The sequence below is a fragment of the Pilimelia anulata genome, assembly GCF_014647895.1.
GTDB lineage: Bacteria > Actinomycetota > Actinomycetes > Mycobacteriales > Micromonosporaceae > Pilimelia > Pilimelia anulata.
Genome location: NZ_BMQB01000001.1, coordinates 72,597 through 99,543, shown reverse-complemented (window position 1 = coordinate 99,543; position 26,947 = coordinate 72,597). Strand labels below are relative to the sequence as shown.

Annotated in this window: 28 protein-coding genes; 14 read left to right on the top strand and 14 right to left on the bottom strand. The window is 76.4% G+C overall.

The genetic code is table 11. From position 1 onward, the window contains the following. The first annotated feature begins 136 nt into the window (after positions 1-136). The 8 genes from IEY94_RS00490 (at position 137) to IEY94_RS00455 (ending at position 7,187) form a co-directional block, all read left to right on the top strand. The gene (locus IEY94_RS00490) at positions 137-982 is read left to right on the top strand and encodes an STAS domain-containing protein (protein ID WP_189167995.1); all 846 of its coding nucleotides are present in this window, start codon (positions 137-139) and stop codon (positions 980-982) included. After that, a complete protein-coding gene (locus IEY94_RS00485) occupies positions 982-1,413 on the top strand; it encodes an STAS domain-containing protein (protein ID WP_189167994.1) in 432 nt (143 codons plus the stop codon). Before IEY94_RS00490 ends, IEY94_RS00485 begins: the two co-directional genes overlap by 1 nt. Then, positions 1,410-1,823: an ATP-binding protein gene (locus tag IEY94_RS00480; protein ID WP_189167993.1), complete on the top strand. Its 414-nt coding sequence runs from the start codon at positions 1,410-1,412 to the stop codon at positions 1,821-1,823. The genes IEY94_RS00485 and IEY94_RS00480 overlap by 4 nt, the downstream gene beginning before the upstream one ends. Continuing rightward, a complete protein-coding gene (locus IEY94_RS00475; RefSeq protein WP_189167992.1) occupies positions 1,811-2,839 on the top strand; it encodes a SpoIIE family protein phosphatase in 1,029 nt (342 codons plus the stop codon). Before IEY94_RS00480 ends, IEY94_RS00475 begins: the two co-directional genes overlap by 13 nt. Then, positions 2,836-4,176: an ATP-binding protein gene (locus tag IEY94_RS00470; protein ID WP_189167991.1), complete on the top strand. Its 1,341-nt coding sequence runs from the start codon at positions 2,836-2,838 to the stop codon at positions 4,174-4,176. The genes IEY94_RS00475 and IEY94_RS00470 overlap by 4 nt, the downstream gene beginning before the upstream one ends. Positions 4,177-4,196: 20 nt before the next feature. Beyond that, positions 4,197-5,780, top strand: coding sequence for a SpoIIE family protein phosphatase (locus tag IEY94_RS00465; protein WP_189167990.1), 1,584 nt, complete (start codon positions 4,197-4,199; stop codon positions 5,778-5,780). A 53-nt stretch (positions 5,781-5,833) separates the two neighbouring features. After that, complete coding sequence (locus IEY94_RS00460) at positions 5,834-6,250, top strand: MarR family transcriptional regulator (protein WP_189167989.1); 417 nt, start codon at positions 5,834-5,836, stop codon at positions 6,248-6,250. A gap of 79 nt (positions 6,251-6,329) precedes the next feature. Further along, positions 6,330-7,187, top strand: a complete 858-nt coding sequence (locus tag IEY94_RS00455) for a toll/interleukin-1 receptor domain-containing protein (RefSeq protein WP_189167988.1) — start codon at positions 6,330-6,332, stop codon at positions 7,185-7,187. Here IEY94_RS00455 and IEY94_RS00450 read toward each other — a convergent pair. After that, on the bottom strand, positions 7,165-7,506 hold the full coding sequence (locus IEY94_RS00450; protein ID WP_189167987.1) for a hypothetical protein: 342 nt from the start codon (positions 7,504-7,506) through the stop codon (positions 7,165-7,167). The two genes, IEY94_RS00455 and IEY94_RS00450, sit on opposite strands and share 23 nt — an antisense overlap. A gap of 144 nt (positions 7,507-7,650) precedes the next feature. Here IEY94_RS00450 and IEY94_RS00445 point away from each other — a divergent pair, with 144 nt between their 5' ends. After that, on the top strand, positions 7,651-8,442 hold the full coding sequence (locus IEY94_RS00445) for a GNAT family N-acetyltransferase (protein WP_189167986.1): 792 nt from the start codon (positions 7,651-7,653) through the stop codon (positions 8,440-8,442). A gap of 134 nt (positions 8,443-8,576) precedes the next feature. After that, positions 8,577-9,077, top strand: coding sequence for a hemerythrin domain-containing protein (locus IEY94_RS00440; RefSeq protein WP_189167985.1), 501 nt, complete (start codon positions 8,577-8,579; stop codon positions 9,075-9,077). 90 nt (positions 9,078-9,167) lie between these two features. On the opposite strand, the gene IEY94_RS00435 is transcribed toward IEY94_RS00440, so the two are convergent. Further along, positions 9,168-9,506 carry a DUF3140 domain-containing protein gene (locus IEY94_RS00435; protein WP_229783204.1) on the bottom strand — a complete coding sequence of 113 codons (339 nt, stop codon included), beginning with the start codon at positions 9,504-9,506 and terminating at the stop codon, positions 9,168-9,170. Beyond that, positions 9,503-9,742 carry a hypervirulence associated TUDOR domain-containing protein gene (locus tag IEY94_RS00430; RefSeq protein WP_189167984.1) on the bottom strand — a complete coding sequence of 80 codons (240 nt, stop codon included), beginning with the start codon at positions 9,740-9,742 and terminating at the stop codon, positions 9,503-9,505. Before IEY94_RS00430 ends, IEY94_RS00435 begins: the two co-directional genes overlap by 4 nt. Before the next feature lie 371 nt (positions 9,743-10,113). Between IEY94_RS00430 and IEY94_RS00425 the strand changes: the two genes are divergently transcribed. The 4 genes from IEY94_RS00425 (at position 10,114) to IEY94_RS00410 (ending at position 12,607) form a co-directional block, all read left to right on the top strand. Next, the gene (locus IEY94_RS00425; RefSeq protein WP_189167983.1) at positions 10,114-10,920 is read left to right on the top strand and encodes an NAD-dependent epimerase/dehydratase family protein; all 807 of its coding nucleotides are present in this window, start codon (positions 10,114-10,116) and stop codon (positions 10,918-10,920) included. Positions 10,921-11,049: 129 nt separating this feature from the next. Next, positions 11,050-11,253, top strand: a complete 204-nt coding sequence (locus IEY94_RS00420; RefSeq protein ID WP_189167982.1) for a hypothetical protein — start codon at positions 11,050-11,052, stop codon at positions 11,251-11,253. A gap of 2 nt (positions 11,254-11,255) precedes the next feature. Next, on the top strand, positions 11,256-11,783 hold the full coding sequence (locus IEY94_RS00415; RefSeq protein WP_189167981.1) for a DUF6879 family protein: 528 nt from the start codon (positions 11,256-11,258) through the stop codon (positions 11,781-11,783). Continuing rightward, positions 11,780-12,607, top strand: coding sequence for a helix-turn-helix domain-containing protein (locus tag IEY94_RS00410; protein WP_189167980.1), 828 nt, complete (start codon positions 11,780-11,782; stop codon positions 12,605-12,607). The genes IEY94_RS00415 and IEY94_RS00410 overlap by 4 nt, the downstream gene beginning before the upstream one ends. Positions 12,608-12,747: 140 nt before the next feature. Here IEY94_RS00410 and IEY94_RS00405 read toward each other — a convergent pair whose 3' ends face one another. The 11 genes from IEY94_RS00405 to IEY94_RS00355 all read right to left on the bottom strand — a co-directional run bounded on the left by IEY94_RS00405 (position 12,748) and on the right by IEY94_RS00355 (position 26,942). Beyond that, positions 12,748-13,683, bottom strand: a complete 936-nt coding sequence (locus IEY94_RS00405) for a pentapeptide repeat-containing protein (RefSeq protein WP_189167979.1) — start codon at positions 13,681-13,683, stop codon at positions 12,748-12,750. Positions 13,684-13,786: 103 nt separating this feature from the next. Continuing rightward, complete coding sequence (locus IEY94_RS00400; RefSeq protein WP_189167978.1) at positions 13,787-14,473, bottom strand: Clp protease N-terminal domain-containing protein; 687 nt, start codon at positions 14,471-14,473, stop codon at positions 13,787-13,789. Between the two features lie 48 nt (positions 14,474-14,521). Next, on the bottom strand, positions 14,522-14,812 hold the full coding sequence (locus tag IEY94_RS00395; RefSeq protein WP_189167977.1) for a metal-sensitive transcriptional regulator: 291 nt from the start codon (positions 14,810-14,812) through the stop codon (positions 14,522-14,524). Positions 14,813-14,863: 51 nt separating this feature from the next. After that, a complete protein-coding gene (locus IEY94_RS00390; RefSeq protein WP_189167976.1) occupies positions 14,864-17,080 on the bottom strand; it encodes a heavy metal translocating P-type ATPase in 2,217 nt (738 codons plus the stop codon). A gap of 15 nt (positions 17,081-17,095) precedes the next feature. Beyond that, a complete protein-coding gene (locus IEY94_RS00385) occupies positions 17,096-18,280 on the bottom strand; it encodes a serine hydrolase domain-containing protein (protein WP_189167975.1) in 1,185 nt (394 codons plus the stop codon). Between the two features lie 175 nt (positions 18,281-18,455). Next, complete coding sequence (locus IEY94_RS00380) at positions 18,456-19,496, bottom strand: S1 family serine peptidase (protein WP_189167974.1); 1,041 nt, start codon at positions 19,494-19,496, stop codon at positions 18,456-18,458. 84 nt (positions 19,497-19,580) lie between these two features. Continuing rightward, on the bottom strand, positions 19,581-20,420 hold the full coding sequence (locus IEY94_RS00375) for a hypothetical protein (protein WP_189167973.1): 840 nt from the start codon (positions 20,418-20,420) through the stop codon (positions 19,581-19,583). 47 nt (positions 20,421-20,467) lie between these two features. Then, positions 20,468-23,722, bottom strand: coding sequence for a hypothetical protein (locus IEY94_RS00370; RefSeq protein WP_189167972.1), 3,255 nt, complete (start codon positions 23,720-23,722; stop codon positions 20,468-20,470). Beyond that, positions 23,719-25,500, bottom strand: a complete 1,782-nt coding sequence (locus tag IEY94_RS00365; protein WP_189167971.1) for an HSP90 family protein — start codon at positions 25,498-25,500, stop codon at positions 23,719-23,721. The genes IEY94_RS00370 and IEY94_RS00365 overlap by 4 nt, the downstream gene beginning before the upstream one ends. Before the next feature lie 101 nt (positions 25,501-25,601). Beyond that, on the bottom strand, positions 25,602-26,369 hold the full coding sequence (locus IEY94_RS00360) for a VOC family protein (protein WP_189167970.1): 768 nt from the start codon (positions 26,367-26,369) through the stop codon (positions 25,602-25,604). 168 nt (positions 26,370-26,537) lie between these two features. Continuing rightward, positions 26,538-26,942, bottom strand: a complete 405-nt coding sequence (locus tag IEY94_RS00355) for a (2Fe-2S) ferredoxin domain-containing protein (protein ID WP_189167969.1) — start codon at positions 26,940-26,942, stop codon at positions 26,538-26,540. Positions 26,943-26,947 lie beyond the last annotated feature (5 nt).

Here is a 26,947-nt window from a genome sequence, read left to right as displayed (position 1 = left end):
GGGCAGAAACCGACCGCTACCGCGCCGCGGCGGCGGTCGGTGCCCGGGCCACGTTTCCCCTGTGGCAAGTATGGTGACAGCGGCGTGCCCCGGAGGCGGGCGCGGCGATGACGCAAGCCCCGCAGGGAGGCGGCACATGGCGCTCGACAAGGATCAGGCTGGTCGTCTCGCCGACCTGCTGCGCACGGACGGCGACGACCTGGTCGCGCGCTGGAGCGCGCTGGCCGGCGCGCCGCTGGCCGGCCGGCTCAGCGAGGCCGAGCTGCGGCGGCAGTTGGCGGAACTGCACGATGCGCTGGCGGCCGCCCTGGCCGCGGGCCCGGGCGACATCGACGCCGACGCGGGCGCCGAGCTGCGGGCCGTCCTGGCGGACCTGAGCCGCGACCGGGCCCGGCAGGGCTTCAGCTCGACCGAGACGGCGGTGAGCGTATTCGCGCTCAAGGACGTGCTCCTGGAGCGGACCGAGCTGACCGACCCGGCACAGGTGCGGGACTACCTCGCGTTCACCAAGTTCGTCGACGAGCTGGGGCTGTTCACCTTCAGCAGCTTCACCGCCGCCCGGGAGGAGCTGATCGCCGACCAGGCCGAGCAGTTGCTGGAGCTGTCCACCCCCGTGGTGAAGCTCTGGGAGGGCGTCGTCGCCGTCCCGCTGGTGGGCACGCTCGACTCCGCCCGGGCGCAGGTCGTGATGGAGCGGCTGCTCCAGACGCTGGTGGACACCGGGTCGCCGTACGCGATCATCGACATCACCGGCGTCCCGGCGGTGGACACACAGGTCGCCCAGCACGTCCTCAAGACCGTGGTGGCGGCGCGGCTGATGGGCGCGGACTGCATCATCTCCGGCATCCGGCCGCAGATCGCCCAGACGATCGTGGCGCTCGGGATCGAGTTCGGCGACATCGTGACCAAGGCCACGCTCGCCGACGCGCTGCGGCACGTGCTGCGGCGGGCAGCGGCGGTCCGCCGGGAGTCGGTGGCCTGATGGACCGGGTCCCCATCCTCGGGCTCGGCCGGGTCCTGCTCGTCTCGATCCAGGTGGACCTGGCCGACCGGATCACGCTGCAGCTCGAGGAGGATCTCGCCGAGCGCATCGTCGCCACCGGCGCCAGCGGCGTGATCATCGACATCAGCGCGCTGGACATCGTCGACTCGTTCGTCGGCCGGATGCTCGCCACGATCGCCTCGATCTCCCGGGTGCTCGACGCGGAGACCGTCGTCGTCGGGATGCGCCCGGCGGTGGCGATCACGCTGGTCGAGCTGGGGCTGTCGCTGAACGGCATCCGGACCGCGCTGAACGTCGAGCGGGCCCTGGCCATTCTCGGCCGGGCCGCCGCCGAGGCGGCCGACGGCTGGCTACCGGACCTCGGGGACGAGGACGAGGACGACCTCGCCGCATCGGTCCCCGGCCCGTGAGCGCGGACGCCGGGCAGGGCGCGACCACCCGGCCGGTCGCCTCGGACCAGGACGTCGTCCGGGTCCGGCAGCTCGTCCGGACCGCCGCCGTCGAGGCGAAGCTGTCGCTGGTGGACCAGACCAAGGTGGTCACCGCGGCGAGCGAGCTGGCCCGCAACACCCTGGTGTACGGGGGCGGGGGCAGCGTGGAGGTGTCGATCGTCCGGCAGCGGCGCACCGGCGTGCGGATCGTGCTCGCCGACGACGGCCCGGGCATCGCCGACCTGGACCTGGCGCTCACCGACGGCTACACCACCGGCGGCGGGCTGGGCCTCGGCCTGTCCGGCGCGCGCCGCCTCGTGGACGAGTTCGACATCGACACCGGCCCCGGCCGGGGCACCCGGGTCAGCATCGTGAAGTGGGCCCGGTGACCGCGACCCCGCCGGTCGTGGACGTCGCCGACGACGGCGCGTGGTTCCGGGTCGAGGGGCCGGGCGCGGCCGGGCCGCCGCGCCGCGCCGCCGAGCGGCTCGCCGCCCGGCTCGGCTTCACCGCCGAGCGGGCCGGCGACGTCGCCGTCGTGGCCGCCGAGCTGACCAGCAACCTGGTCAAGCACGGCGAGCAGGGCACGCTGCTCGTCCGGCCGGTCCGGCACGGTATGGCGGCGGGGGTGGAGCTGTTCGCCGTGGACGCCGGGCCGGGCATGCGCGACCCCGCGTTGGCCGCCCGCGACGGCCACTCCACCGCCGGGACGCTCGGCGTGGGCCTGGGCGCGATCGCCCGGATGTCGTCGGTGTACGACGTGTACTCGCTGCCCGGTCGGGGAACGGTGGCCGCCGTGCAGTTGTGGCCGAGGGAACCACCCGCCGCGAGCGGCGCGTGCGGGGTGGTCCGCGCGCTGGACTGGGGCCCGGCCTGCGGCGACGGGCACGCGGTCCGGACGCTGGACGGCCGCGTCCAGTTGCTCGTGGTCGACGGGCTCGGGCACGGGCCGCTGGCCGCGGTGGCGGCCCGGGCGGCGACCGCGGCGTTCCGCGCCGCGCCGCCCGAGCCGCCGGCCGCGCTGGTCGAGCGGCTGCACCGGGCGCTGTCCGGCACGCGCGGCGCGGCGATCGCCGTCGCCGAGCTGGACCCGGCCGGCGCCGCCGTGCGGTACAGCGGGCTCGGCAACATCGGCGGCGCGGTGCTGGCCGGCGGCGCGCGCAAGGGGATGGTCTCGCTGCCCGGCATCGCCGGGCACCAGCGGCGGGTGGTCCGCGAGTTCGGCTACCCGCTGCCGGCCGGCGCGACCGTCCTGCTGCACTCCGACGGGGTCAGCGACCGGTGGACCGGCGCCGACTACCCGCGCCTGTTCGACCGGTCGCCGGCGGTCGTCGCGGCGACCGTGCTGCGCGACGCCGGGGTGCGCCGCGACGACGCCTGCGTGCTCGTGGCCAGGGTGCCATGACCGAGGTGCTGCGCAGCGCGCTCCGGGTCGAGCCGGACGTGTTCGCACTGCGCCAGCGCGGCCGCGAGGTCGCCGCGGCCGTCGGCCTGGACGGCCAGGACCAGGTCCGGATCGCCACCGCCCTGAGCGAGCTGGGCCGCGAGCTGCTGGCCGCCGGCGGCGCCGACGTGCTGATGTCGGTGCTGGACGGCCCGCCGGCGCTGGCCATCGAGCTGCGCAGCATCGGCCCGCTGCCCGACGCGGCCACGCCCGCCCGGGCGGCCGCGGCCCGGCTGGTCGACACCCTCGCCGTCGCGCACGCCGACGGCGCCGCCGTGGTCCGGCTGGCCCGCCGGCTGCCCGCGCTGCCCGACCCGGCCGCGCTCGCCGCGCTGCGGGCCACGGTGGCGACGACCGTACCGGCGACGCCGCTGGACGAGCTGGCCGCCCAGAACGAATCGCTGATCGCCGCGCTGGACGAGGTCCGCCGGCAGCGCAACGACCTGACCCGGCTCAACGCCGAGCTTCAGGAGACCAACCAGGGCGTGCTGGTCCTGTACGGGCAGCTCTCGGCCGAACTGGAGGAGACCAACCGGGGCGTCGTCGCCCTGTACGCCGAGCTGGACGACAAGACCGCCCAGTTGCGGGCCGCCAGCGCCGCCAAGAGCCGGTTCCTGGCCAACATCAGCCACGAGCTGCGCGCCCCGCTGACCGCGGTGATCGGCCTGTCCCGGATGCTCACCGACCACGCCTCGGACCCGCTCAGCGCGGACCAGGTCACCCAGGTGACCCTCATCCACGACTCCGCCCGCAGCCTGCTGGTCCTGGTCAACGACCTGCTGGACCTGGCCAAGGCCGAGGCGGGGCACCTGGAGCCGACCTGGTCCGACATCGACCTGGTCCTGCTGCTCGGCCAGCTCCGCGGGACGCTGCGGGCGATCGGCACCCGGCCCGGCGTCGAGCTGGTGATCGAGGACCCGCCGGCCGGGTTAGCGGTGCGCTCGGACGAGGCGCTGCTCGGCCAGGTGCTGCGCAACCTGCTGACCAACGGGGTCAAGTTCACCGAGCGCGGCGAGGTCCGGCTGATCTGCGCGGCCGACGGGCCGGACGGGGTGACGTTCACGGTCGCGGACACCGGCATCGGCATCCCGGCCGACCAGCAGGACCGGATCTTCGAGGACTTCTACCAGATCCGGGGCGAGTTGCAGGCCACGGTCACCGGGACCGGGCTGGGCCTGCCGTACGCGCGGCGGCTCGCCGGCATCCTCGGCGGCGGGATCACGGTGGCCAGCACGTCCGGCGCGGGCAGCACGTTCACCGTCCGGCTGCCCCGCTCCCCCGCGGCGGATCCGACATGATTCCCGGCGGCGGACCCGACATGATTCCCGGCGGCGGACCCGACCCGGCGGCGGACGAGCCGGCCGGCGGCCGGGTGCTGGTGGTGGACGACAGCCCGGCCAAGCGGTACGTCCTGGTCAACTGGCTGCTCCGGGCCGGCTTCGCGGTCGACGAGGCGGCGACCGGCGGCGGGGCGCTGGCCGCGCTGGGCCGCCGGGCGGTGGACGCGGTCGTACTGGACGTCCGGCTGCCGGACATGAGCGGCTTCGAGGTGTGCCGGGCGATCAAGTCGGACCCGGCGCTGGCGTCCATCCCGGTCATCCACGTGTCCGCGCACGCCGTGGACGTCGTCGACCGCACCCACGGGCTCAACCACGGCGCCGACGGGTACCTGGTCGAGCCCATCGACCCCGGCGAGTTCCTCGCCTCGGTCCGCTCGGTCCTGCGCTACTACCGCGCCCGGCAGCGGGCCGAGCTGCTCGCCGACCGGCTCGGCCAGCTCGCCCGGGTCACCCTGGACCTCAACTCCGCCACCGGCCTGCCCGCGCTGCTCGCCGGCGCCGTCCGCGGCGCCGCGGCGATCTTCGACAGCACCGCCGCGGTGGCGCTGGAGGGCGCGGACGGGAGCTGGACCGCCAGCACCATCGCCGGCCCGCGGGCCGAGCCGGTGCCCGCGCCCGCGCCGCCGGTCACGGCGGCGAGCGTCGCGGTCGGCGTCACGGTCGGCCCGCTGCCGGCCGGGGCCTGGCCCGGCGCGGCCGGGCCGGACGAGCCGCTGCTGGTGGCCACCGCCCGGCTGCGCAGCGACCGGTGCGCCGCCCGGATCGCCGTGCCGGCGTCGGTCGCCGCGGCGGAGTCGGTGCTCAACCAGCTCGCGCAGGCGCTGGCCGGCGCGGCCGAGGCGCAGCGGTCATACGACCAGGAGCACCGGATCGCCATCACCTTCCAGCGCAGCCTGCTCCCCCAGCGGCTGCCCCGCCCGGCGGGGCTGGACCTGGCCGTCCGGTACCTGCCGGCCAGCTCCGACGCCGAGGTCGGCGGCGACTTCTACGAGCTGGCCATGATCGACGGGCAGCTCGTCGTCGCGATCGGCGACGTCACCGGGCACTCGCTGCACGCCGCCACGATCATGGGCGAGCTGCGGCACGCCCTGCGCGCGTACGCCGTCGAGGGGCATCCGCCGGAGGAGGTCCTGGACCGGCTCAACGACCTGCTCTGCACGCTGCTGCCGGACGAGTCCGCCACCCTCTGCCTGCTCACCCTCGACCCGGCCACCGGCGCGGTCCGGCTGGCCAACGCCGGGCACATGCCGCCGCTGCTGCTGCCGGCCGGCGAGCCGGGCCGGTACGTCGTGCACCCCGGCACGCTGCTCGGCCTGCGCACCCGGCGCCCGCCGGACCTGCGCCTCACGCTCCCGCCGGGGGCGACGCTGCTGCTGTACACCGACGGCCTGGTGGAGCGGCGCGGCGCCGTCATCGACGAGGGCCTGGACTCGCTCGCCGAGGTCGCCGCGGCCGTCGACGGCGACCTGGACGCGTTCTGCGCCCGCCTGCTGCGCGACATGCACACCGCCGACGTGGACGACGACATCGCGATCGTCGCGCTCCGCCGACACGGGGCGTGACGCCGGACCGCACCCACCGGATCACCCGGCCACCATCCGGGTAAGGAGTAGCCATGAGCGCCGAGTCGGGCCGAGCGCCGTCACCCAACCGGGATGCCGCCCTCGACGCCCTCGTGGACCATCTCGTCTCGCTGACCAACCGCGCCCGGGAGCGGGCCAGCCCCCGGCTGACCCTGCTCCAGGCCGAGGCGCTGACCCTGATCGAGAACCGGCCCGGCCTGCCGGTCGCCCGGCTGGCCGAGCTGCTCGGTACGGGCATCTCCTCCACCAGCCGGCTGTGCGACCGGCTGGAGGCGGCCGGGCTGATCCACCGGGCGCCCCGGCCGGAGAACCGGCGGGTGGTGGCGCTGCGGGTGCTCGCCGACGGGCAGCGGCTGCTGCGCGGCATCCGGGACGCCCGGCGGGAGGCCGCCCGGGCGGCGCTGGCGGCGTACCGGGAGGGCGGCCGCGTGGCCCGCCGGCTGGCCTGACCGGGCCGGGGCGGACGGGCCCGGCCGCTCGTTGGGAGAATGAGCGCCGGCGCCGCCGGCGCCGGGCCGGGGGGGTGCCATGCAGGACGCCGAAGTGTTCCTCTCCTACTCCCGCACCGACCTCGACGCGGCGCTGCGCCTGGCCAAGCGCCTCGACCTGCGCGGCCGGCACACCTGGCTGGACCTGCGCGAGCTGCCGGCCGGGGCGCAGTGGCGGCGGGAGATCGCGGCCGAGATCGAGAACGCGCCGCTGTTCGTCTTCCTGCTGACGCCCGACTCGGCGGCGTCGCCGGCCTGCCGGGAGGAGCTGGACCTCGCCGAGCGGGCCGGCAAGCGGATCATCCCGGTCCTGCACCGGGCGGTCGACCCGGCCGCGGTACCGCCGGCGCTGGCCGACCGGCAGTGGGTGTTCCTGCGGGACGGCGACGACTTCGGCGAGGGCGTGGACGCGCTGCTCACCGCGCTGGCCGTGGACACCGACTGGGCGTACGCGCACACCCGGCTGCTGCGCCGCGCCCGGGACTGGGACGCCGCCGGCCGCGGCGACGCCGGCCTGCTCACCGAGGCGGAGCTGGCCGCGCTGCGCGGCGAGCTGGCCGACGCGCCACGCGAGCCGCGGCTGACGAACCTGCAGTCGGCGTACGTCGCGGAGAGCCAGGCCGGCGCGCTGCGCGGGCAGCGGCGGCACGTGCGCGGCTACTACGTGGTGGCGATCCTGCTGGCGCTGGTGCAGTTCGCGCTCGTCTACGGGGCGCTGTTCGACGAGCTGAGCGAGTCCGCCCTGGTCGTGCTCGCGCCGACCTGGCTGCTGCCGCTGATCTTCGGGCTGGCCGGGCTGCTGGCCCGGCGCCCCTCGCTGCCCCGGATGCTCGGCGCGACCGCGGCCGGCGGCCTCCTGCTCTACGTGCTGTACGTCACGGTGTGGCCGGCGCTGTGAGCCCGGCCGGCGCGGGCCGGCGGGTACCCCGCCAGGCCAGCCAGCCGGCGAGCGCCAGCACCAGCACGGCGCCGCCGGTGGCGCCCTGCGACTGCCGGTGCAGCAGGTCGGCCTCGTCGGCGTCGCCCTCGGCGAACCCGGCGTACTGCTCGGCCCGGGGCAGGTCGCCGGCGGCCAGCGCCCGCTCGGCGGTGGCCAGGTGCCCGGCGGCGCGGTCCCGGGTCTCGCCGTACCGGTTCCAGCCGCGCACCGAGACGACGACCAGGAAGAATCCGACCAGCGCCGCCGCGACGGCGGCGACGAAGCGTCGATCCCGCACTGTTCCGCCCCCCGCTCCGCGTCCCCGGCTGTCGGCCCCGGTGCGCAGGCGAGCGTAGCGGCGCGGGCACGCGGGCGCGAGAGTGTCACCCGATCGTGGCACCGGCGGTACGGTGGGCGGGTCCGCGCCGGCGAGGGAGCGAGCATGAGCGACGACGGCCACCTCACCCACGGCTGGGAGCCGGACCTGCCGGCCGGGGACTCGCTGCTGCGGGCGTACCTGCTCACCGCCGCCGCGCACAGCGCCGCGCTGGCCGCGCTGACGCCGGGGGGCCGGGCGCAGCGCTGGCCGGACCTGGCCGCCGCCGACCCCGCGTCGCCGGTGCTGTTCGACAACCTGGCCGTCCGGCTGCAACCCCCGCAGTACGCCGCGGCCGGCGACGTCGGCGAGCGGCTGGACCGGTTCTACCCGCCGGCCCGGCACGCCACCCTGCTGTCGGCGTGGCCGACGCCGCCGCCGGGCCCCGGCTGGGAGCTGATGGGCCACCCGCCGCTGATGCTGCGCCCGCCGGGCGGCACCCCGCCGCCGGCGCCGGCCGGGCTGGCGATCCGCCCGGTCACGGACGCCGCCGGCCTGGCCGCGTTCGTGGCGACGCTGGTCGCCGCGTACCCGATGCCCGCGGCCGCCGACACCGTCCTGGCCGACGCGGCGGTGCTGGCCGCGGACATCCGGCTGTACGTCGGGTACGTCGACGGCACGCCGGTCGGGACGGCGGGCGCGCGGCTCGGCGCGGGTGTCACCGACGTGGAGTGGGTGGCGGTGCTGCCGGCGTACCGGGGGCGCGGGATCGGCGCGGCGCTGACGTGGGCGGCGACGGCGGCCGACCCGGCGGTGCCGGCGATGCTGATCGCCAGCGACGACGGGCAGCCGATCTACCGCGCGCTGGGCTACCTGCCGCTGCTGCGCCTGACGATGTGGCACCGCCCGCCCCGGTGAGCCCGGCCGGGTCGGCACTCAACGTCCCCGCACCCGGCGCGGCCCGAACAGGCCCACCCCGGCCCGGCGTCCCGGCGAGCGGCCGGCGCGGCGGGCAGGATTGCGGCGGCGCGCGGCGGGGAAGGGAGCGGACCATGGAGGACATCACCCGCCTGATCCTGTCGGACCACCACGCGTTCCGGCTGGGCTTCGCCCGCCTCGACGACGTGACCGAGCCGGCCGACCTGCGCGCGGTGTGGGAGCCGCTGGCCCTGCACCTGGAGATCCACGCCGAGGCCGAGGAGCGGATCCTGTACCCGCACCTGCTCAAGCGCGGCGGGGCCGACGCGGTCGACGAGACCGACGACGCCATCCGCGACCACAACAAGATCCGCGACAGCGTGGCCGCCGCCCGCCGGCACGACGTGGGATCGCCGGACTGGTGGGACGCGGTGTGGGCGGTCCGCCGGGAGAACAGCGAGCACCTCGCCGAGGAGGAGGACGAGGCGCTGCCGGACTTCCGCAAGCACGCGAGCGACGACCTGCGCGCCGACCTCGGCCGGCAGTGGCTGACGTTCTACGGCGAGCACCCGCAGGGCGCCGGCCTGTCCATGCACGACAAGGACCCCGGCCGGTACGTGGCCGAACACCGCTGACCCCGCCCGCGCGCCCTCGGCGGCGACCGGCCGCGCGCCCTCGGCGAAGGTGCGCGGGGGTGCGGCGGGTCGGTCGCGCCGCGGGGCCGGTCAGTCGCGCAGCGGGTCGTGGCCCCAGTTCATCAGGGAGTACCGCCAGGCCGTGTCCCGGACGTCGCCGCCGGGGCGCTGAGCGAGGTGCCGGTGCACGTACCCGGTCACCTTGCGCATGTGGTCGAGGTCGCCGGGCGTCAGGTCGGCGACCCGCCGCCGCAGCAGCGTGACGATCCGCCGCCCGGACGCGTGCCCGGTCGACTCCCCGCCGCCGTCCTTCTGCCCGACGGCCCGCGACTCGTCCGTGTCCAGCCAGTCGGCCAGCTCGGCCGGCGGCATGTTCACGGCGGTGGTGAACTCCCGCCGCACCCCGGCGTCGTCCGCGCCGCCGCTCACGCCGGCCGCCGGCCGGGCACGCGGGTCGGCTCCCGGTGCAGCGCCGCCGGCCGGTGCACGGCGTCGCGGCCGGTGGCGGCGCTGCGGACCCGGTACTGCGGCTCGTCGGGCGAGGCGTCGACCAGCCGCCCGGCCACCCGCCGCCGGCGGGTGATCCGCTCCTCGACGGTCCCGCGGACGTCGCGGCCGTGGCTGCGCCAGTGCACGGTGTCGCCCTTGCGTGGATTCTTGGCCATACCGCACCGGTACCCGACCACCACCCCCGGAAACCGCCCGCCGCTCCCGCCGCCGCTGCGGCGCGGATGGCCGGCGCAGCGTCCCGCCCGCCGCACGGCAGAGTTGATCATGGCGAGTGCGGTGGACCCCGACCCGTCGGGCCCGCCGGGCCGCGGCCGGGCAGTGACATCGCCGGTGTGAGGCAAGCGACGGCGGCCCCCGGCCGAGAGGGGCTCCCGCGGCGGCGCACCCACGGCGGTGGGGCCGGGGGGTCGATCATGGCGGGGCCGGGCCGGGTCGTACGCTCGGCCCGTCGCCGCGCGGCCGGCACCCCGGCGCCCGGCGGCGGCGCCCGCGCGGGGCGGGTGCCGGCAGACCAGGGAGTACCGCAGTGGCCACGATCCTCATCACCGGCGCCGCCGGCTCCGTCGGCGGCATGCTCCGCCCGCGCCTCGCCCGGCCCGGCCGCACCCTGCGCCTGGCCGACCTGGCGGCCGTAGCGCCGACCGGCGCGGGCGAGGAGTCCGTCGCGGCGGACGTGACCGACCCGGCCGCGGTCGCGGCCGCGTGCGCGGGCGCCGACGCGGTCGTCCACCTCGCCGGCATCGCCACCGAGGGCCGCTGGGACGACATCCTGCGGATCAACATCGACGGCACCCGCAACGTCCTGGAGGCCGCCCGCACCGCCGGCGTCCGCCGGGTCATCCTGGCCTCCTCGAACCACGCCGTCGGCTTCCACACCCGCGCCGCCGACCCGCTGCCGCCGGACCTGCACCCGCGCCCCGACACGTACTACGGCGTGGCGAAGGCGGCGATGGAGGCCCTGGGCAGCCTGTACGTGGACCGCTTCGGCATGGACGTCGTCGCGCTGCGCATCGGCTCCTGCTTCCCGGAGCCGTTCGACGTCCGGTCGCTGGCCACCTGGCTGTCCCCGGACGACTGCGGCCGGCTGGTCGAGGCGGCGCTGACGGCGCCGGCGGGATTCGGGTACCGGGAGGTGTGGGGGGTGAGCGCGAACACCCGCCGCTGGTGGTCGGTCGACCCCGACCGCGACTTGGGCTACGCGCCGCGCGACGACGCCGAGGAGTGGGCGGCGCGGCTCCTGCCGCCGGGCGCGGAGCCGGACACCACAGCGGACCCTGTCCTGTACCGCGTCGGCGGCGCCTTCTGCACCCTCCCCCTCGGCGAACCCGCCTGATCAGCTCTACGGCTGCCGGATGCGGTCGATACGGCCTTGTTGAGTAAATTTTAGTATTGACCGCCGGTGGCACCCACGGGACGATGGCCGCACCGATCCCGTTCAACCGACCGAATCGGACGGCCTCAAATGAAGATCGAATTTCTCGGCAAGGACTCGGCGTCCGGGCAGAAGAATTGCCCGAGCCTCTACCGCACCGACCGCGGCAGCTATGTCGTACAGGGCTGGCGGGTGACCGACGCCGAAGCCCTGGCGGCGATGGACATTCCAGCGCATGAGACGGTTGTCGAGATTCCTGCCCGCATGATGGAATTGTTCCAGGGTCGGTCGTAGTAGTGCGCGAGATCAGCTTCGATGAGTTCTGGGTCATGCCGGACAACATCGCCGAATCGTGGGCGCACATGGAGTTGCAGGACCGCTATGCGGTCGACACCGCCTCCGAACCGTTCCGGCGGTGGCAGCGCGGCGAACCCGACGACCTCGGCTACCTCGACGGCTGGTGCGCCGAGGTCAGGGCCCTGGCGGACAGGGGCTGCCGACTCCGGCGCATCAAGGTCGTACGCACGCCCCTCAACGACTACCACCGCTGGATCGCCGGCACGCTCGCGCCGATTATCGACGCCGGCGAACAGCACCGCTGGGCACCCCGCGAGCGGATGGCGAGCGTGCCGTTCCCGGTGACGGACTTCTACCTGCTCGACGACCGGGAGGTGGCGTTCCTGTTCTTCGACGCCGAGGGTGCGGCCACCCGGTACGCCGCCACCACCGACCCGGCGATCGTGGACCTGTGCCGCACCTCGTTCGCGCGCGCCTGGCAGCTCTCGGTCCCGCACGATGAATTCCACGCCGCTCTCGTTCGTTGAGGAACAGCGCCGCACACTCGGCGCCCGCCTCCGCCGCATCCGGAAGTCCGCCCGCCGACCTGACCGGACGCGCACTCTCGGCCACCACCGGCATCCACTACACCTGGATCAGCCGAGTGGAGAACGGATCGGCCCCGCCCACCGACCGGCAGGTCCGCGACTGGTGCCGCGCTTGCAGCGCCGACGACGAGGTGCCCGACCTGCTGGCGACCCTGCACGCCACGCGGGACGCGTACGAGGACTGGAAGACGCTCGTCAAGCGCGGCATGCGCCACATCAACGGCCCCGGACGCCTCGCTTCGTTCGAGCGGGTTCGACTGCTGCGCATCCACGAGGTCAACATCCTGCCCGGCCCATTCCAGACCGAGGCGTACATGCGTGCGGTGCTCACCTGGTGGCGGACTTTCTACGAGGCGCCCGACGATGACGACGAGGCCATCGCCTTCAAGCGGAAGTGCATGGCCAAACTGATGACGCCGACCAAGAAAGTGGTCGCGGTCATCACGGAGGCGGCGGTGGCCACCCGCTTCCTGGAACCGGCGGAGCACGCACAGCAACTCATCCATCTGTTGCAGGTCATGGCGCTGCCATACGTCAGCGTGGGCATCATTCCGACAACCGACCGTACTGCCTGCTACTCGAACCTCGGCTTCTGGTTTTGGGACGACTCCCTCGTGACGCTGGAGACCCCGACGGCCGGCATCAACATCCGCCGGCCCCACGAACTCGACCAGTACCGCCGCCTCTTCACCCATCTCCAGTCGGCAGCACACTATGGCCGCAACGCCCGCAGCTTGGTAGCCCGTGCCCTTGCCACCTGCTGACAACACCTCAAATCCGAAAGCACCCCGCCACCCGCCGCCAACCAGCCACGATCATGGGGTCAGGTACCAAATAGGGCGAATTCGGCATCTGACCCCCAAGATCTTGGGCACCGCCCGATGCCTATCCGAAATGGGCAGGATTAGTTGCGGGTGCGGCGGGTTGTGGTCGGCCGCACTCCGTGGCCCGAGCCTCTCGCGGGCTCCGCACCCCGCCCGCCGTCGGCGTCGCGGGCGCCGCCCGAGCTGCCGCCGGCCGGCGGGGCGGGCCAGTGGGCGGGGCGGGTGACGTCGGTGGGGAGCCGGGTGGTGTGGTCGCCCCGCGCCGCCGCGAGCTGCGCGTCCGTCACGAACAGCGCCCCCCGCAGATCCGCCCCCACCAACACCGCCCCCCGCAGATCCGCCCCGGTCAGGTCCGCCAGCCGCAGCCGCGCCCCCGTCAGGTCCGCCCCGAGCAGCCGCGCCCCGCGCAGGCTCGCCCCGCGCAGGTCCGCCCCGCGCAGCCGCCGCCCGCTCCACTGCGCCCCACTGTGGTCACTCCTCCGCCCGACGCCGGCCCGGGCCAGCGCACTCGCCCGGCGCAGCAGCGGGTTCGCCCGGTCCCGGGCCGCCGCCACGTCCACCCCGAGCAGCCCGGCCGGCGGCAGCGCGGCGAGGCGGTCGGTGGCGGCGATGGCCGTACGCAGGTCGGCGCGCAGCGGGCGGGCGGCGGGCAGGGCGAGGGCGGCGTGCAGGTACCAGAGCAGTTCGTGCAGCGCCCGCAGCACCGGCAGCGCCGCGAACATCGGCGCGGCCAGTTCGGGGTGGCGGCGGCGGTCGCGGCCGCCGAACGTCTCCAGGGTGAGGCGCTGGCCGGCGCCGAAGCAGTCGAAGACCGTACAGCCGGCGAAGCCGCGGTCGCGCAGGTGGTCGTGGATGCCGCAGCGGTACGCGTCGTCCAGGTGCGGGCACGGGCGGCCCGCCGGCTTGTCGAGGGCGAAGTCGGCCGACGCGGCGAACGCGGGGGCGACGCAGCACAGGCCGGAGCACCGGCCGCAGTCGGCGCGCAGCCGCTCGCGGACGGCTGGCGGTACGGACACGGGCGGCGACCCCCGGGGGCGAGCGTGACGACGACCCACCCAGCGTAGCGACGCCGCGAACGACGCCGGGCCGCGCCCGCGCACGAAAGGCGGGGTCGAGAGGTCAGGTGGCCGTGCCGAGCAGTGCCAGCAGGAATGTCTCCGCCTTCTCCGCGTCCACGCCGAGACCGCGCAGCAGCCCGTCCGCGTCGCCGTCCACGGCCAGCAGGGCCAGCAGCATGTGCTCCGTGCCGACGTAGTTGTGGCCGAGGCGCAGCGCCTCCCGGGCGGTCAGTTCGAGGGCCTTCTTCGCGCCGCCGTTGAACGGGATCAGCGCCGGCGAGTCCCCGGTACCGGGCTCGGGCAGCGTCGCCGTGACCGCGGCCCGCAGGTCGGCGGGGGTGACGTTCTGGTCGGCGAGGATCCGGATGGCGAGGCTGTCCGGCGAGGAGAGCAGGCCGAGGAGCAGGTGGCCGACGGTGATCTCCCGCTGGTTGCCGGCGCGCGCCTCCTCCTGGGACTGCACGACCGCCTTGCGGGCCTTCTCGGTGAAGCGGGCGAACGTGTTCACGTCGTTCTTCGGCGTGAACCGCTGCTGCGCCGCCTGCTTGGTGACGCCGATGCAGTTGCCGATCTCGGTCCAGGAGGCGCCGCTGCGCCGGGCCTGGTCGACGAAGTGGCCGATGAGGTGGTCGGCGATCTCGTTGAGGTGGTCGGCGGCGATGACCGCCGCGGTGAGCTGTTCGAGGGGCTGGTCCGGGTACCCGGTCCGGATGCCGTCGATGAGGTCGTCCAGGCGTGGCTTCTTCATGCGTCAAGGTTAGGTTGACGCCGCGCCATCGTCAAGGACGAGTTGACGCTAGCCGCGCTTCATCAGGCGGCCGACGGCGGCCATCATCTCGGCGGTCAGCTCGTCGGCGCGGCCCGCGGCGGCGCCCTCGCGCATGCAGTGCCGGGCGTGGCCGTCGAGCAGGCCGAGGCCCACCTTGTCCAGCGCGGCCTGGATGGCGCTGATCTGGGTGAGGACGTCGATGCAGTACCGGTCCTCGTCGACCATCTTCTCGATCCCGCGCACCTGGCCCTCGATCCGGCGCAGCCGGGCCAGCAACTGCTCCTTGGTGGCGCTGTACCCGCGCTGCGGTGCCGTCATGGCCGCCATGGTACCCAAACCCCCGAGGGGTATAGGCGCGGAAATGCCGGGTCAGCCCGCCGGCGCGGGGCGGAAGCGGCGCAGGCGCAGGCTGTTGCTGACCACGAACACCGAGGAGAACGCCATCGCCGCGCCCGCGATCATCGGGTTCAGCAGCCCGGCCGCGGCCAGCGGCAGCGCCGCCACGTTGTACGCGAACGCCCAGAACAGGTTGCCCTTGATCGTGGCCAGCGTCCGCCGGGCCAGCCGGATCGCGTCCGGCGCCGCCGCCGGGTCGCCGCCGACCAGGGTCAGGTCGGACGCCTCGATCGCCACGTCCGCACCGGTGCCCATGGCCAGGCCGAGGTCCGCCGCGGCGAGCGCGGGCGCGTCGTTCACGCCGTCGCCGAGCATCGCCACCACCCGGCCCTCGCCCCGGAGCCGCCGTACGACGTCGACCTTGCCGGCCGGCAGCACGCCCGCGACGACCTCGTCGATGCCGACCTCGGCGGCCACGCTGCGGGCGACGGCCTCGTGGTCGCCGGTCAGCAGGACCGGCCGCAGGCCGAGCGCGCGCAGCGCGCGGACCGCCCCCGCGCTGCTCGGGCGGACCGCGTCGGCCACCGCGAACACCGCCCGGGCCCGGCCGTCCCAGCCGGCGGCGACGACCGTGCGCCCGGCCGCCCGGCCGGCCTCGGCCGCCGCGGCCAGCGCCGCCGGCAGCGGCAGCCCGCGGTCGGCGAGCAGCTCCGGCCGGCCGACCAGCACGGCCCGGCCGTCGACCGTGCCGGTGACGCCGCGGCCCTCGTGCGCCCGGAAGTCGGCGACCGGCGGCAGCGGCCCGGCGGCCGCCGCGGCCGCGGCGATGGCCCGGCCGATGGGGTGCTCCGAGCCGGCCTCGGCGGCGCCGGCGACGCGCAGCGCGTAGGCCCGGTTCTCGCCGGCGTCGACCGCGACGTCGACCAGCGCCATCGCGCCGGTGGTGACGGTGCCGGTCTTGTCCAGCAGGATCGTGTCCACCCGCCGGGTCGACTCCAGCACCTCCGGGCCCTTGATCAGGATGCCGAGCTGGGCGCCCCGGCCCGTCCCGACCAGCAGCGCGGTCGGGGTGGCCAGGCCGAGGGCGCAGGGGCAGGCGATGATCAGTACGGCGATCGCCGCGCTCACCGCCGCCCCGGTCCCGGCGCCGAGCGCGAGCCAGGCCCCGAGGGTGCCGAGGGCGAGTGCGATCACGACGGGGACGAACACCGCCGAGATCCGGTCGGCGAGCCGCTGGGCGGCGGCCTTGCCGTCCTGCGCCGCCGCGACGAGCCGCGCCATCTGCGCGAGCTGGGTGTCCGCGCCGACCCGGCGGGCCTCGACCACGAGCCGGCCGCCGGCGTTGACGGTCGCGCCGACGACCTCGTCGCCGGGCCCGACCTCGACCGGTACGGACTCGCCGGTGACCATGGACCTGTCCACCGCCGAGCGGCCCTCGACCACCGCGCCGTCGGTGGCGATCCGCTCCCCCGGCCGGACCACGAACCGGTCGCCGACGGCCAGCGCCGCGATCGGCACCCGCTCCTCCCGCCCGTCGCGCAGCACCGCCGCGTCGCGGGCGCCGAGGTGCAGCAGCGCGCGCAGGGCCGCGCCGGCCCGGCGCTTCGCCCCCGCCTCCAGGTACCGGCCGAGCAGGATCAGCGCGGTCACCCCGGCCGCGGCCTCCAGGTAGATGCTGTCCGTACCGTCGGTGCGGGCGACCGCGAACCGGAACGCGTGCGTCATCCCCGGCTCCCCGGCGTCGCCGGCGAGCAGCGCCCACACCGACCAGCCGAGCGCGGCGAGCGTGCCGAGCGAGACGAGGGTGTCCATCGTGGCCGCGCCGTGCCGCAGGTTGACCGCCGCCGCGCGGTGGAACGGCCAGCCGCCGAACAGCACGACCGGCAGCGCGAGGCCGAGGGACAGCCACTGCCAGTACGGGAACTGCCAGGCCGGGACCATCGCCAGCGCCACCGCGGGCGCGGCCAGGGCGACCGACACCCACAGCCGGACCTCCAGCGCGGCCAGCTCCCCCGCCGGGTCGGCCGGCGCGGCGGCGGGCAGGGCCGCGGTGTAGCCGGTGGCCTCGACGACGGCGATCAGGTCGGCCGGCGTGACGCCGCCGGGGTGGGCTACGGAGGCCCGCTCGGTGGCGAAGTTGACGGTGGCCGTGACGCCGTCGAGCCGATTGAGCTTGCGCTCGACGCGGTTGGCGCAGGCGGCGCAGGTCATGCCGCCGATGGCGAGTTCGACGCGGTGGGGGCCACTCATCCCCCCACCCTACACTTACCCCCTGGGGGTATCCATCCCCGGCCGCAGCGCCGGCAGGACGTACCGGGCCAGGAAGGCGCGGATGTCCAGCTCGCGGGCCTCGACCGCGTGGGGGTCGCCGCGGGTGTCCTGGGTCACGCTGACCACCAGGCCGGCGCCCGGCAGGACCGCGACGTACTGGCCGCCCCAGCCCCAGGCCAGCGCCACCCGCTGCCCGCGCACCGTCGTCGCCCACCAGCCGGCGGCGTAGCCGTACGGGCCCCCGGCGCGCGGCGTGGTCACCGCGCTCGCCTGCCGGACGGTCGCCGCCGGTACCACCCGGCGCCCCCGCCAGCGCCCGCCGTCGAGGTACAACTGGCCGAACTTGGCCAGCTCGCGCGGGGTGAGGTACAGGTTGAACCCGCCCGCGTACACGCCCCGCGGGTCGCGCGGCCAGTGCTCGGGGGTGATCCCCAGCGGCCCGAACAGGTACCGCCCGGCGAACGCGCACGTGCTCATCCCGGTGGCCCGCTGGAGCACCGCGGACAGCACGTGCGTGTTGCCGGTGCTGTACGTGAACGGCTCCCCCGCCCGGTACGGCTGGTCCAGGATGGCCCGCACCCAGTCCGGCCGGGCGGCGATCCGGTGCTCGGTGCGGTCCTCGGTCCAGGCCAGCCCGGAGGTCATCGTGAGCAGCCGGCGGACGGTGATCGCGCCCTTCGGCGAGCCGGCCGGCAGGTAGCCGGGCAGCGCGTCGGCCAGCGGGACGTCCGGGCCGGCCAGGTCGCCGCGGGCGATGGCGATGCCGGTGAGCGCCTGGAGCATGCTCTTGCTCGCCGAGTGGACGTTGGTGCTGCGGTCGCGCCGGCCGCCGTGCAGGTACCGCTCGTAGACCAGGGCGCCGCCGCGCAGCACCAGCAGGCTGCGCACGCCGGGGCGGCCGGCCAGGGCGGCGCCGGCCGCGCGCAGCCGGGCGCTGCTCAGGCCGCGCGCCTCCGGGGTGGCCAGGCGCCAGTCGGCGCGGTCGTCGCGGGGGTCGGCGTACGGGGCGTTCGGCTCGTAGAAGCCGGTGCCGGCGGGGCGGCCGAGCGCGGCGCAGTCGGCCGGGGGTACCGCGCGCAGGCCGGCGACCCCGCCGCTCGGCGCGGCCGCCCACGCCGCGGCGGTGCCGAGGAGCGCAACGGTGGCGAGGAGCGCGGTGCGCCGCCGGTGTCGCCGCACGATGGGACCCCCTGCCGTACGAGCCTGCGACCATTCCACCGTCTTCCAACGAGCAAATCCCGATAAAGACGGATTTGCTCCTGCGATCGGCGGTCGGGCACACATGGCTCCGCCCGGCGCGGCGGCGCCGGGCGGAGCGTTTTACCGGGGGGAAGTGGGAAATTCCCGTTGGGGTCTAGACGCCGATGAACGTCCGGTCGGCGCTCATCGGGCGGCTGGGCAGCGACCGGCTGTTGTCGCCGGAGCCGCTGCCGGTGCCGTCGCTGTCGCTGTCGCTGCTGTCGTTGTTGTTGCCGCTGTTGCTGTCGTTGCCGGTGCCGTCCTGGTCGGTGGTGTCGTCGGGGTCGGCGGTCGGGGTGGGGCCCGCGGTGTCGTCCGGGCCGGCGGTGCTGTCCGGGCCGGTCGTGCTGTCCGGGCCGTCGGGGGAGTCCGGGCCGTCGGTCGGCGTCGGGTCGTCGGTCGGGGTCGGGGTCGGCTCGGGGCCGCCGCCCGGCGGCTGCTCGCCGCCCAGGTCCGTGATCGCCTTCTTGATCTCGTTCAGGAACGCGCTCACCCGGGCGTAGTGGCCGGGCTTGTTCGGCCGGGCGCAGCCCTCGCCCCAGCTCACCAGGCCGACGACGACGTCGCCGACGAGCAGCGGGCCGCCGGAGTCACCCTGGCAGGAGTCGATGCCGCCCTTCTCCATGTCGCCGGCGCAGATCTCCACCCTGGCGGCCGGGCCGCACTGCGCGTCCGGGACCAGCGGGACGTCGACCTGCATGAGCACGTCCGACCCGCGCCCGCCCTCGGACGTCGCGCCCCAGCCGATCGTCCGGAACATCGGCGCGGTGTCCTTGCCGGCGTCGGTCGGCAGCTTCGCGAACGCCGTCGCGGCGGACTTGCGGCTGAGCTTCAGCACCGCCCAGTCGGACTTCTCCGGTCCGGCGCCCTTGCGCGACCCGGCACCGGTGATCTTCTCCCCGTCGACGTGCTTGATCTTGCCGATCGAGGCGGTGACGGTACCGGAACCGCCGAAGCAGTGGGCGGCACTGAGGATGATGTCCGGCGAGATCAGGCTGCCCCCGCACCCCATGCTCAGCCGCGCCATCCACGGAAAGTCACCCTCCACCGAGGGCTTGCCTCCGATGATGTTGACCGGCTGCTCCTCCGCGCCGGCCACCATCGCGGTCCCGATCAGCAACGCCGACACCGAGGTCAGCGCACCGATGATCACCATTCGTCGCCCCATGTTGCATCCCCTCCACGAGCAGACCCACGCCGATTGAGACGCGTCGATCCCGTGGATGGTTCACGTTCGTCGCTACTTTCTGTAATTGATTTTCGGCAGGCGCCGGACGGCGGCCGGCAGCAGCGCGCCGGCGGCGATCAGGGCGGCGGCGCCGAGCGGGGTCAGCGGCAGACCGAGCAGCGCCGCCGGGCGGCCCGCCAGCGGCCCGGCGAACCCCGTCCGGGAGATGCCGAACACGCCCACCGCGGCGGCCGCCAGCCCCGCCGCGGCCACCCACCGCGCCGACCGCGCCGACCCCGCCGCACCAGCCGAGCCGACCGGCCCGGTCGAACCCGCCGCCGCGCGGCGGTCCGCGGGGGCGTCGGCGCGGCGGAAGGCGGCGACCAGGGCCGTCGTGACCGCCGCGAGCAGCAGCAGCCAGGCCGGCCGCAGCGCCCACCACGCCCCGGTACCGGGGGCCGGCCCCGCGAGGCCCGCCGCCAGCAGCGCGCCCGTGGCCAGGAACAGCGCGGTCAGGTGCCAGAGGAACACGGTCATCGCCACCCCGTTCGCCGCCACCACCGCCGTCCACGGCCGCGGCCGGCGCAGACGCCGGGTGACCGGGGCGCGGACCAGCAGCGCCAGCCCGGTCAGCCACGCGCCGTGGGCGAGCAGCGCCAGCGTGGGCGGGGACATGTTCGACACCGGCGCGCCGGACAGGCCGACCATCGACACCGGGTACGGCCCGGCCACCGTCAGCAGCAGCAGCGCGAGCAGGTTCGTGGCGCGGACCACCCCGCCCGGTTCGACGGTCACCACCGCCATCAGCCAGTGGCCGACCACGACCACGCCGAGGGAGACCACCCGGAGGAGGTCGACGTACCGGTCCCGCTCCGGCGGCGTCGCCGCCGCCCACCCCGCCGCACTGCGCACGTTTCCAGGCTGGCCGGGCGGCGGGGCGGGCGGATGAGTAGTGGTACTCAGTCCAGGCCGTACTCCGCGGCCAGCGCCTCGGCGTCCGCCCGGCGGCCCAGCTCGACCAGGCAGCCGGCCAGCAGCGCGGCCGTCCGGCCGGCGAGCGCGCCGGCGTCGCGCGGGATGCCGCCGAGGGCCGCCCGCAGGACCGGCTCGGCCGCGTCCGGGCGCCCGAGGCGCAGCAGCAGTTCGCCGTGCAGGATGTCCACGGTCAGCGCCTCGCCGAACGCCTCGATCCCGCGCAGCCGCGCCGCCGCGTCGTCCAGCCGGTCCAGCGCGGCGTCCGGCCGGTCGGCGGCGGCCAGCGCGCGGGCGCCCTCGCGGTCCAGCAGCGCCCGTTCCCAGACCCCCTCCGGGTGCGCGGCGGCGTCGGCCGGCAGCGCTTCGAGGGCGGCGTCCGCCTCCGTCAGCGCGGCCAGGGCCGCGTCCGCGTCGCGGGCCCAGTGCAGGGCGCTGACCCGCTGCCGGAGCGCGCGCAGCCGGTCCATCGGCCGGTCCGCCGCGGCGTACGCGGCGGCGGCGTCGGCGTACCGGGTGGCCGCCTCGGCGTCGCGGTCCACGCCGTACAGCAGCGTCGCCGCCTCCTCCCGCATCCGCCCGCGGTCGGCGCCGGCGATCCGGTCGGCCAGCTCGTCCAGGACCGCGACCGCGGCCGGGACCTCGCCCAGCTCGCGGTAGCACCGGGCGAGCAGGTACCGGCACTGGTCGGCGCCCTCGTCCGCGCCCGCGGCGACGAGCCCCGGCAGCGCCTCCTCGGCCAGCTCGGCCGCCTCGGCCACCCGGTCGGCGGTCAGGCAGGTCTCGGCCAGCTCGGCGCGCAGGAACGCGGCCGGCTCGGCCGCCCCGGCGGCGAGGCAGGCGCCGAGCGCCGCCACGTAGTCGTCCACGGCCTCGGCCGGCCGGTCGGCGCCGCGCAGCAGCCGCCCGCGGTACAGGTGGGCGTTGATCACCACATCCGGCGAGCCGTCGGCGGCCAGGGCCTCGGCGAGCACGGCGAGCTTCTCCGGTACCGCGTCGTCCGGCAGGCTCTCGGCGTACGCCAGGCACAGCGGGCCCCGGTCGTCGCCGCCGAGCCCGCGCCCGGCCGTGTACGCCCGGGCCAGCGCGTCCGGCAGGGCGTCCTCGCGGCCCAGCTCGGCCAGCACCTGCATCCGGCGCAGCGCCAGCGCGGCGTCGAGCCGGCGGTCGCCGGCCCGGGCGGCGAGCGGTTCGGCGGCGTCCAGCGCGGCCAGCGCGCCGGCCGGGTCGCCGCCGGTGGCGAGCGCGACGGCCAGCCGGATCCGCGCCCGGCACGCCTCGGCGGGGCCGCCGTGGGCCTCGACGTACGCGGCGCTCTCCCGCACCGCGGCCAGCCCCTCGGCGTACTCCTCCCCGCCGACCGCGCCACCGGCCGCGACGGGGGCGGCCGGCTCCGCCGCCGTCCCGGACGCCTCTCCCGCGCTGGGCGCGTCCGCCGTGGTCCCGGGCACGTCCACCGTCCCGGCCGGCGTGGTCCCGGGCCCGTCCGCGGGTGGCGCGGGCTCGTCGGCCGCCGGCCCCGGTGCGGCCGCGGTCGGCGCGGGGAGGATCGGTGCGGTGGTCGCGGCGTCGGCGTCCTCCGCGGTGCGGGCCGCGAAGCACGCCGCCAGCCCGCGGGCGCCCGCGCACATCCGGGCGCCGACCTCGTCGCCGGCCTCCCGGTACCCGGCCTCGGCCACCGCCCAGTGCGCCCGCGCCCCGGCGTGGTCGTCGTCGGCCAGCAGCACCCAGCCGCGCGCCTCGGCGAGCCGCGCCCGCTGGGCGGTGGTCAGCGGCGCGGCGTCCAGCTCGCCGCCGCGCTCGGCGAGCAGCGCCCGCGCGGCGCTGACGGCCCCGGAGCGCTGCCGCAGCTCCACCTCGTCCAGCACGTCGGCCGGCGCGGCGTCCGCCGCCGGCTCCCGCCCGGCCGCCGACCCGGGCGCACCGACCCCCGGCACACCGTCCACCCCGAACCCCGCCGCACCGTCCATGCCGGACTCCGCGGCGACGTCCACTCCGGGCCCGGCCGGGCCGCCGCTCCGGCCACCGGCGGGCCCGGTGCCGTCACCCGACGCCGCCGCGCCCTCCCCCGACCCGCCGCCGAAGCCCGCGGGGTCGCCCGACCCCGCGCCCGCGGAGGCCCCGCTCGCGGCGCTGCGGGCGGCGACCGTCGGGGACAGCGGGACGTACTCGCCCAGCGGCCCCGCGTGCAGCAGCATCTCCACCCGCTCGCTCTGGTACCCGTTCCCGTTGCGCGCGTCGAACCGCGCCCCGACCGCCCGCGCCTCCCCGGCCAGCAGCTCCGCCAGCTCGGCCGCGTCCCGGTCGGCCGCCGCCCGCTCGCCCGCCGCCGCGCGCCGCACGCTCGCCCCCGGCGTCCGCCGCAGCACCGCGCTGGCGGTGGCCGCGAACTCCATCGCGTCGTACGGCGACGGCGCCCGGTCCAGCCACTCCAGGTGCCGCCGGACGATCTCCAGCGCCCGCGCGTCGTTGCCGGTGAACAGGCAGAACCGGGCGTGCGCGGCGACCGACCAGAGCCGGGCCACGTTGGTCCGCTGCCGCCGGTACGCCCGCAGGTGCGCGTCCCGCGCCCGGGCCGGGGCGCCGGTGCGCAGCAGCGGCAGCATCAGCGCGGTGAGGATCGCGTGCGGCTGGACCGTACAGGTCAGCCGCCCCGCCAGCACCGGCTCGGCCAGCGCGACCGCCTCGGCCGAGCGGCCCAGGTCGTACAGGTAGTGGGCCCGGCTGGTCGGATCGCAGCCGGCGCAGTCGGAGTTCTCGTCCCGCGGCGCGGCCTGCCACTGCGCATACCAGTGCGCCGCCGCGTCGTCGTCGCCGAGGTGCCGGGCGAGCGCGAACCGCTGCGTGTACACCGCGTGCAGGCTGTGCCCGCCGGCCCGGTACCGGCGCTCCATGTCGTCCAGCACCGCCGCGGTCCGGTCCAGCGGCACCTCGGGGAACGCGCTGAGCGACCCGCACACGTACTTGAAGTGCCAGCGCAGCCGCCAGTCGTCGGCCCGGTCGTGGTAGCCGGGGGCGCGGTCGAAGTCGGCCAGCGCCCAGGAGAACGTGACGAACGCCCCGGCCGGCTCGCCGCCCCGCTCGTACGCCTCGGTGGCCAGCATCCGCGCGGCGAACCGCAGCGGCTCCTCGCCGAGCGCGTCGGCGTGCCGGATGGCCTCCTCCGCCGCGGCGATCTGGGCCGGGCCCTCCGGCACCTGCTCCGCGCGGCGCAGCAGCGCGATGACCTGCTCGCTGTTCACTTCTCACCGTCCTGTGTGGCCACGGCCCGGTCGATCAGGCCGAGGAACGATCCGTTCATGAGGGCCGCCTCCGCCGGGCGGATGGGGTGGTGCCCGAGCAGCAGCGCCTGGCCGTACAGGCCCTGCACCGCGGTGGCGGCCAGCTCGGGGTCGGCCAGGCCGGTGACGCGCCGGACCAGGGGGTTGCGGTAGTTCAGCACGAGCTGCGGCCGGTCCGCGGGGGTGGCCGCGGCGATCGCGTCGAGGACGCCCGCCCAGGCGTCGTCGACCCGCTCCCGGGTGGCGGTCAGCTCGCCGTGGAACAGGGCGGACCGGCTGGCCAGGTACAGCGCGGGCAGCGACACCGGGTCGAACGCCCGCAGCACCACCTCGCAGCCGACCGGCTCCAGCCCGCGCCCGGCCGCGGCGAGGAAGTCGGTCAGCGTCAGCTCCAGGCCGGGGGCCAGGCCGTCGAACCGGGTGGCCAGGTCGCCGGGCTCCATCCGCTCCAGCCGCAGGCCGGGGTCGATGGCGGCGAGCCGTTCGATGATCTCCGTGTCGTACGTGTGCCCGCCGTTGACCACCGGCAGCCCCTGCGCGGCGGCGACGGCGGCGAGCTGGCGGAACTCGTCCACGGTGGTGGTGTACCGGACGAGGCCGTGCCGGCGGCGGAAGTCGACCAGCGTGACCGGGCCGGTGTTGGTCGGCATCGGCCACCAGCGGGCGACGAGTTCGAGCAGCTCGTCGTCGTGCAGCGCGAGCGCCTTCACGCCGAGGTGGTGGACCTCCAGGAACGCGGTCAGCTTCGCCGGGTTCCCCGCCGCCAGCCGGACGAGCCACTGCTTGAGCTGGTCGCCGAGTGCGCCGCGGACGGCCTCGAGCAGCTCGTCGTCGTACAGCGCCTCCCGGCTGGCCGTCGGCCGCAGCTCGGTGGCGTCGACGACGAGCCGGGCGAAGAACGCCCACTCCGGCAGCAGCCCCTCGGCGCCGTCGGCGAGCAGCATCCGCTTCAGGTACACCCGGTGGCCCGCCCGGGCGGCCGGGCTGACCGCGGTGGGCAGGATGAACGCCGCGCCGACCAGCCCGGCGGCCGGCACCTCGACCGGGACGACGTCGAACGGCGGCACGCCGAGCAGCTCCCGCCCGTACGCGTGCAGCCGCTCCCGCCGCTGCGGCCCGGCGGCCCACGGCGGGCTGCCGACGGTGGTGACCCGCTCGCCGACCCGCACCTCGTACGGCAGCATCGACCCGTACGTGGCGGCCAGCTCGGCGACCCGGTCGGCGCACAGCCACTGCTCGGCGTCGCGCCGCGGCACCAGGGTGACGGTGGTGCCGCGCTCGGCCCGCGGGCGCGGGGCGGGGCCCAGCTCGTACCGGCCGTCGGCGTACCCGGTCCAGGCCGTCGTGACGCCGTCGGCGCCGCGGGTCTCGACCCGGATCTCGTCGGCGACCATGAAGCAGGACAGCAGCCCGATGCCGAACTGGCCGAGGAAGTCGTGCCGGGCGAAGCCGAGTTCGTCGCGCTTGGTGCTGCGGCCGATCGTGGCGAGGAAGCGGTGCACCTCCTCTTCGGACAATCCCACTCCCGTGTCGTGCACCCGGAGCAGGCCGTCGGCGGTGGCGTCGGCCGGCTCCAGCCAGACGACGGCCGGGGCGGTCGGTTCGGCGTGCCGCCGCGCGGTGATCGCGTCGACGGCGTTCTGCAGCAGTTCCCGCAGGTAGACGCGGGGGCTGCCGTACAGGTGGTGGCTGAGCAGGTCGACCACGCCACGCAGGTCGACCTGGAAGCTGCTGCCCATCGTCCGTGCTCCTCGCCGCCGGGGGTCGACGAGCCAGGCTAGCCGTCCGGGCGGCGCCCGCGGGAGCCCTGTCGGCAACCGGACTCCCGCGGCGGCGCCGGCTACGGGGTGAAGGTCGGGTCGGGCGTGATGATGCAGAACTTGCCGCCCTGCGGGTCGTGCATGATCGCCATCCGGCCGGGCGGGGCGGTCTCGCGCAGCGCCTCGGTGGCGCCGAGCGCGATGGCCCGGTCGGCGGTGGCGTCGCAGTCGTCCACGGCGATGTAGACCGACCAGTGCGGCGGGATGTCGCCCTGGTCGGCGCGGATGCCGGAGCCGCCCGCGACAGCGGTACCGCCGACCTCGAACAGCGTGTAGTCGACGCCCTCGGCGGAGATGTCCCGCGGGGACAGGCCGAGGGTCTCGCCGTAGAACCGCTTGGCGGCGGCGATGTCGCTGGTCATCAGCTCGGCCCAGCACAGGCCGCCGTCGGCGTTGACCCGCTCGGCGCCGGCCAGGCCGGTCGGCTGCCAGACCGAGAAGTACGCCCCGGCCGGGTCCTGCAGGACCGCCATCCGACCCTTGTCCAGGACGTCCATCGCGCCGACCACGACCTTGCCGCCGGCGCCGTCGGCGCGGCCGGCCGCCTCCTCGGCGTCGTCCACGGCGAAGTACACCACCCAGGAGGTGCCGCGGGCGGCGTCGGTGGCCTGGCCGAGCCCGCCGACGAGCTGGCCGTGGCTGCGCACGAGCAGGTACCCGTGGGCCTCCGGCCCGATCTCCTCGAACGTCCAGCCGAGGGTGCCGTGGTAGAACTCCTTGGCGCCGGCAATGTCGGTCGTGCCCAGTTCGATCCAGCTCGGGGTGCCCGGTGCATACGTATTCGTCATGCCCGGCATCCTCGCCCGGGACACCGACAAAATCCGGCCGACCGCGCAGCGCCCACCCAACCAGCGAACTCCGACATCGCCGTCGACCGGCCCGCCCGCGGGGCGTACCGGTCGCCCCGGCACCGGTCGGGCCAGCGGCGTACCGGCTCGGGCCCGCGGCGTGCCGGGTCAGGCCAGCTCGGCGCCCGCGGCGGTGAGCGAGCGGTTGCGCGGCCGCTCGATCCGGCGCGCGGCCAGCAGCGGCGGCAGCGCCGCCCGGCCGGGCCCGCCGGCGCGCAGCCAGCCGCCGAGCGCGTCCCTGGCGTCGACGTCGAGGGCGCTGAACCAGGTCGCCCGGCCGCCGCGCCGCCGCCCCAGCCGGGACGGCTTGACGACGAGGACGTTGGCCTCGGCGCACGGCCCGAGGCACTCGCTGAGCCGCAGCGCGACCAGCTCGGGGTGGCCGGCGGCCAGCGCCCGCAGGTCGGCCAGTTCGGCGTCGTGGTCGACGTCGGGATGCTTGGCCGGGCTGCCGCAGCAGCACCCCCGGCAGAGTACGACCCCGGCCCTGGTCTCGGCGGCGCCCGCGGCCATGACGA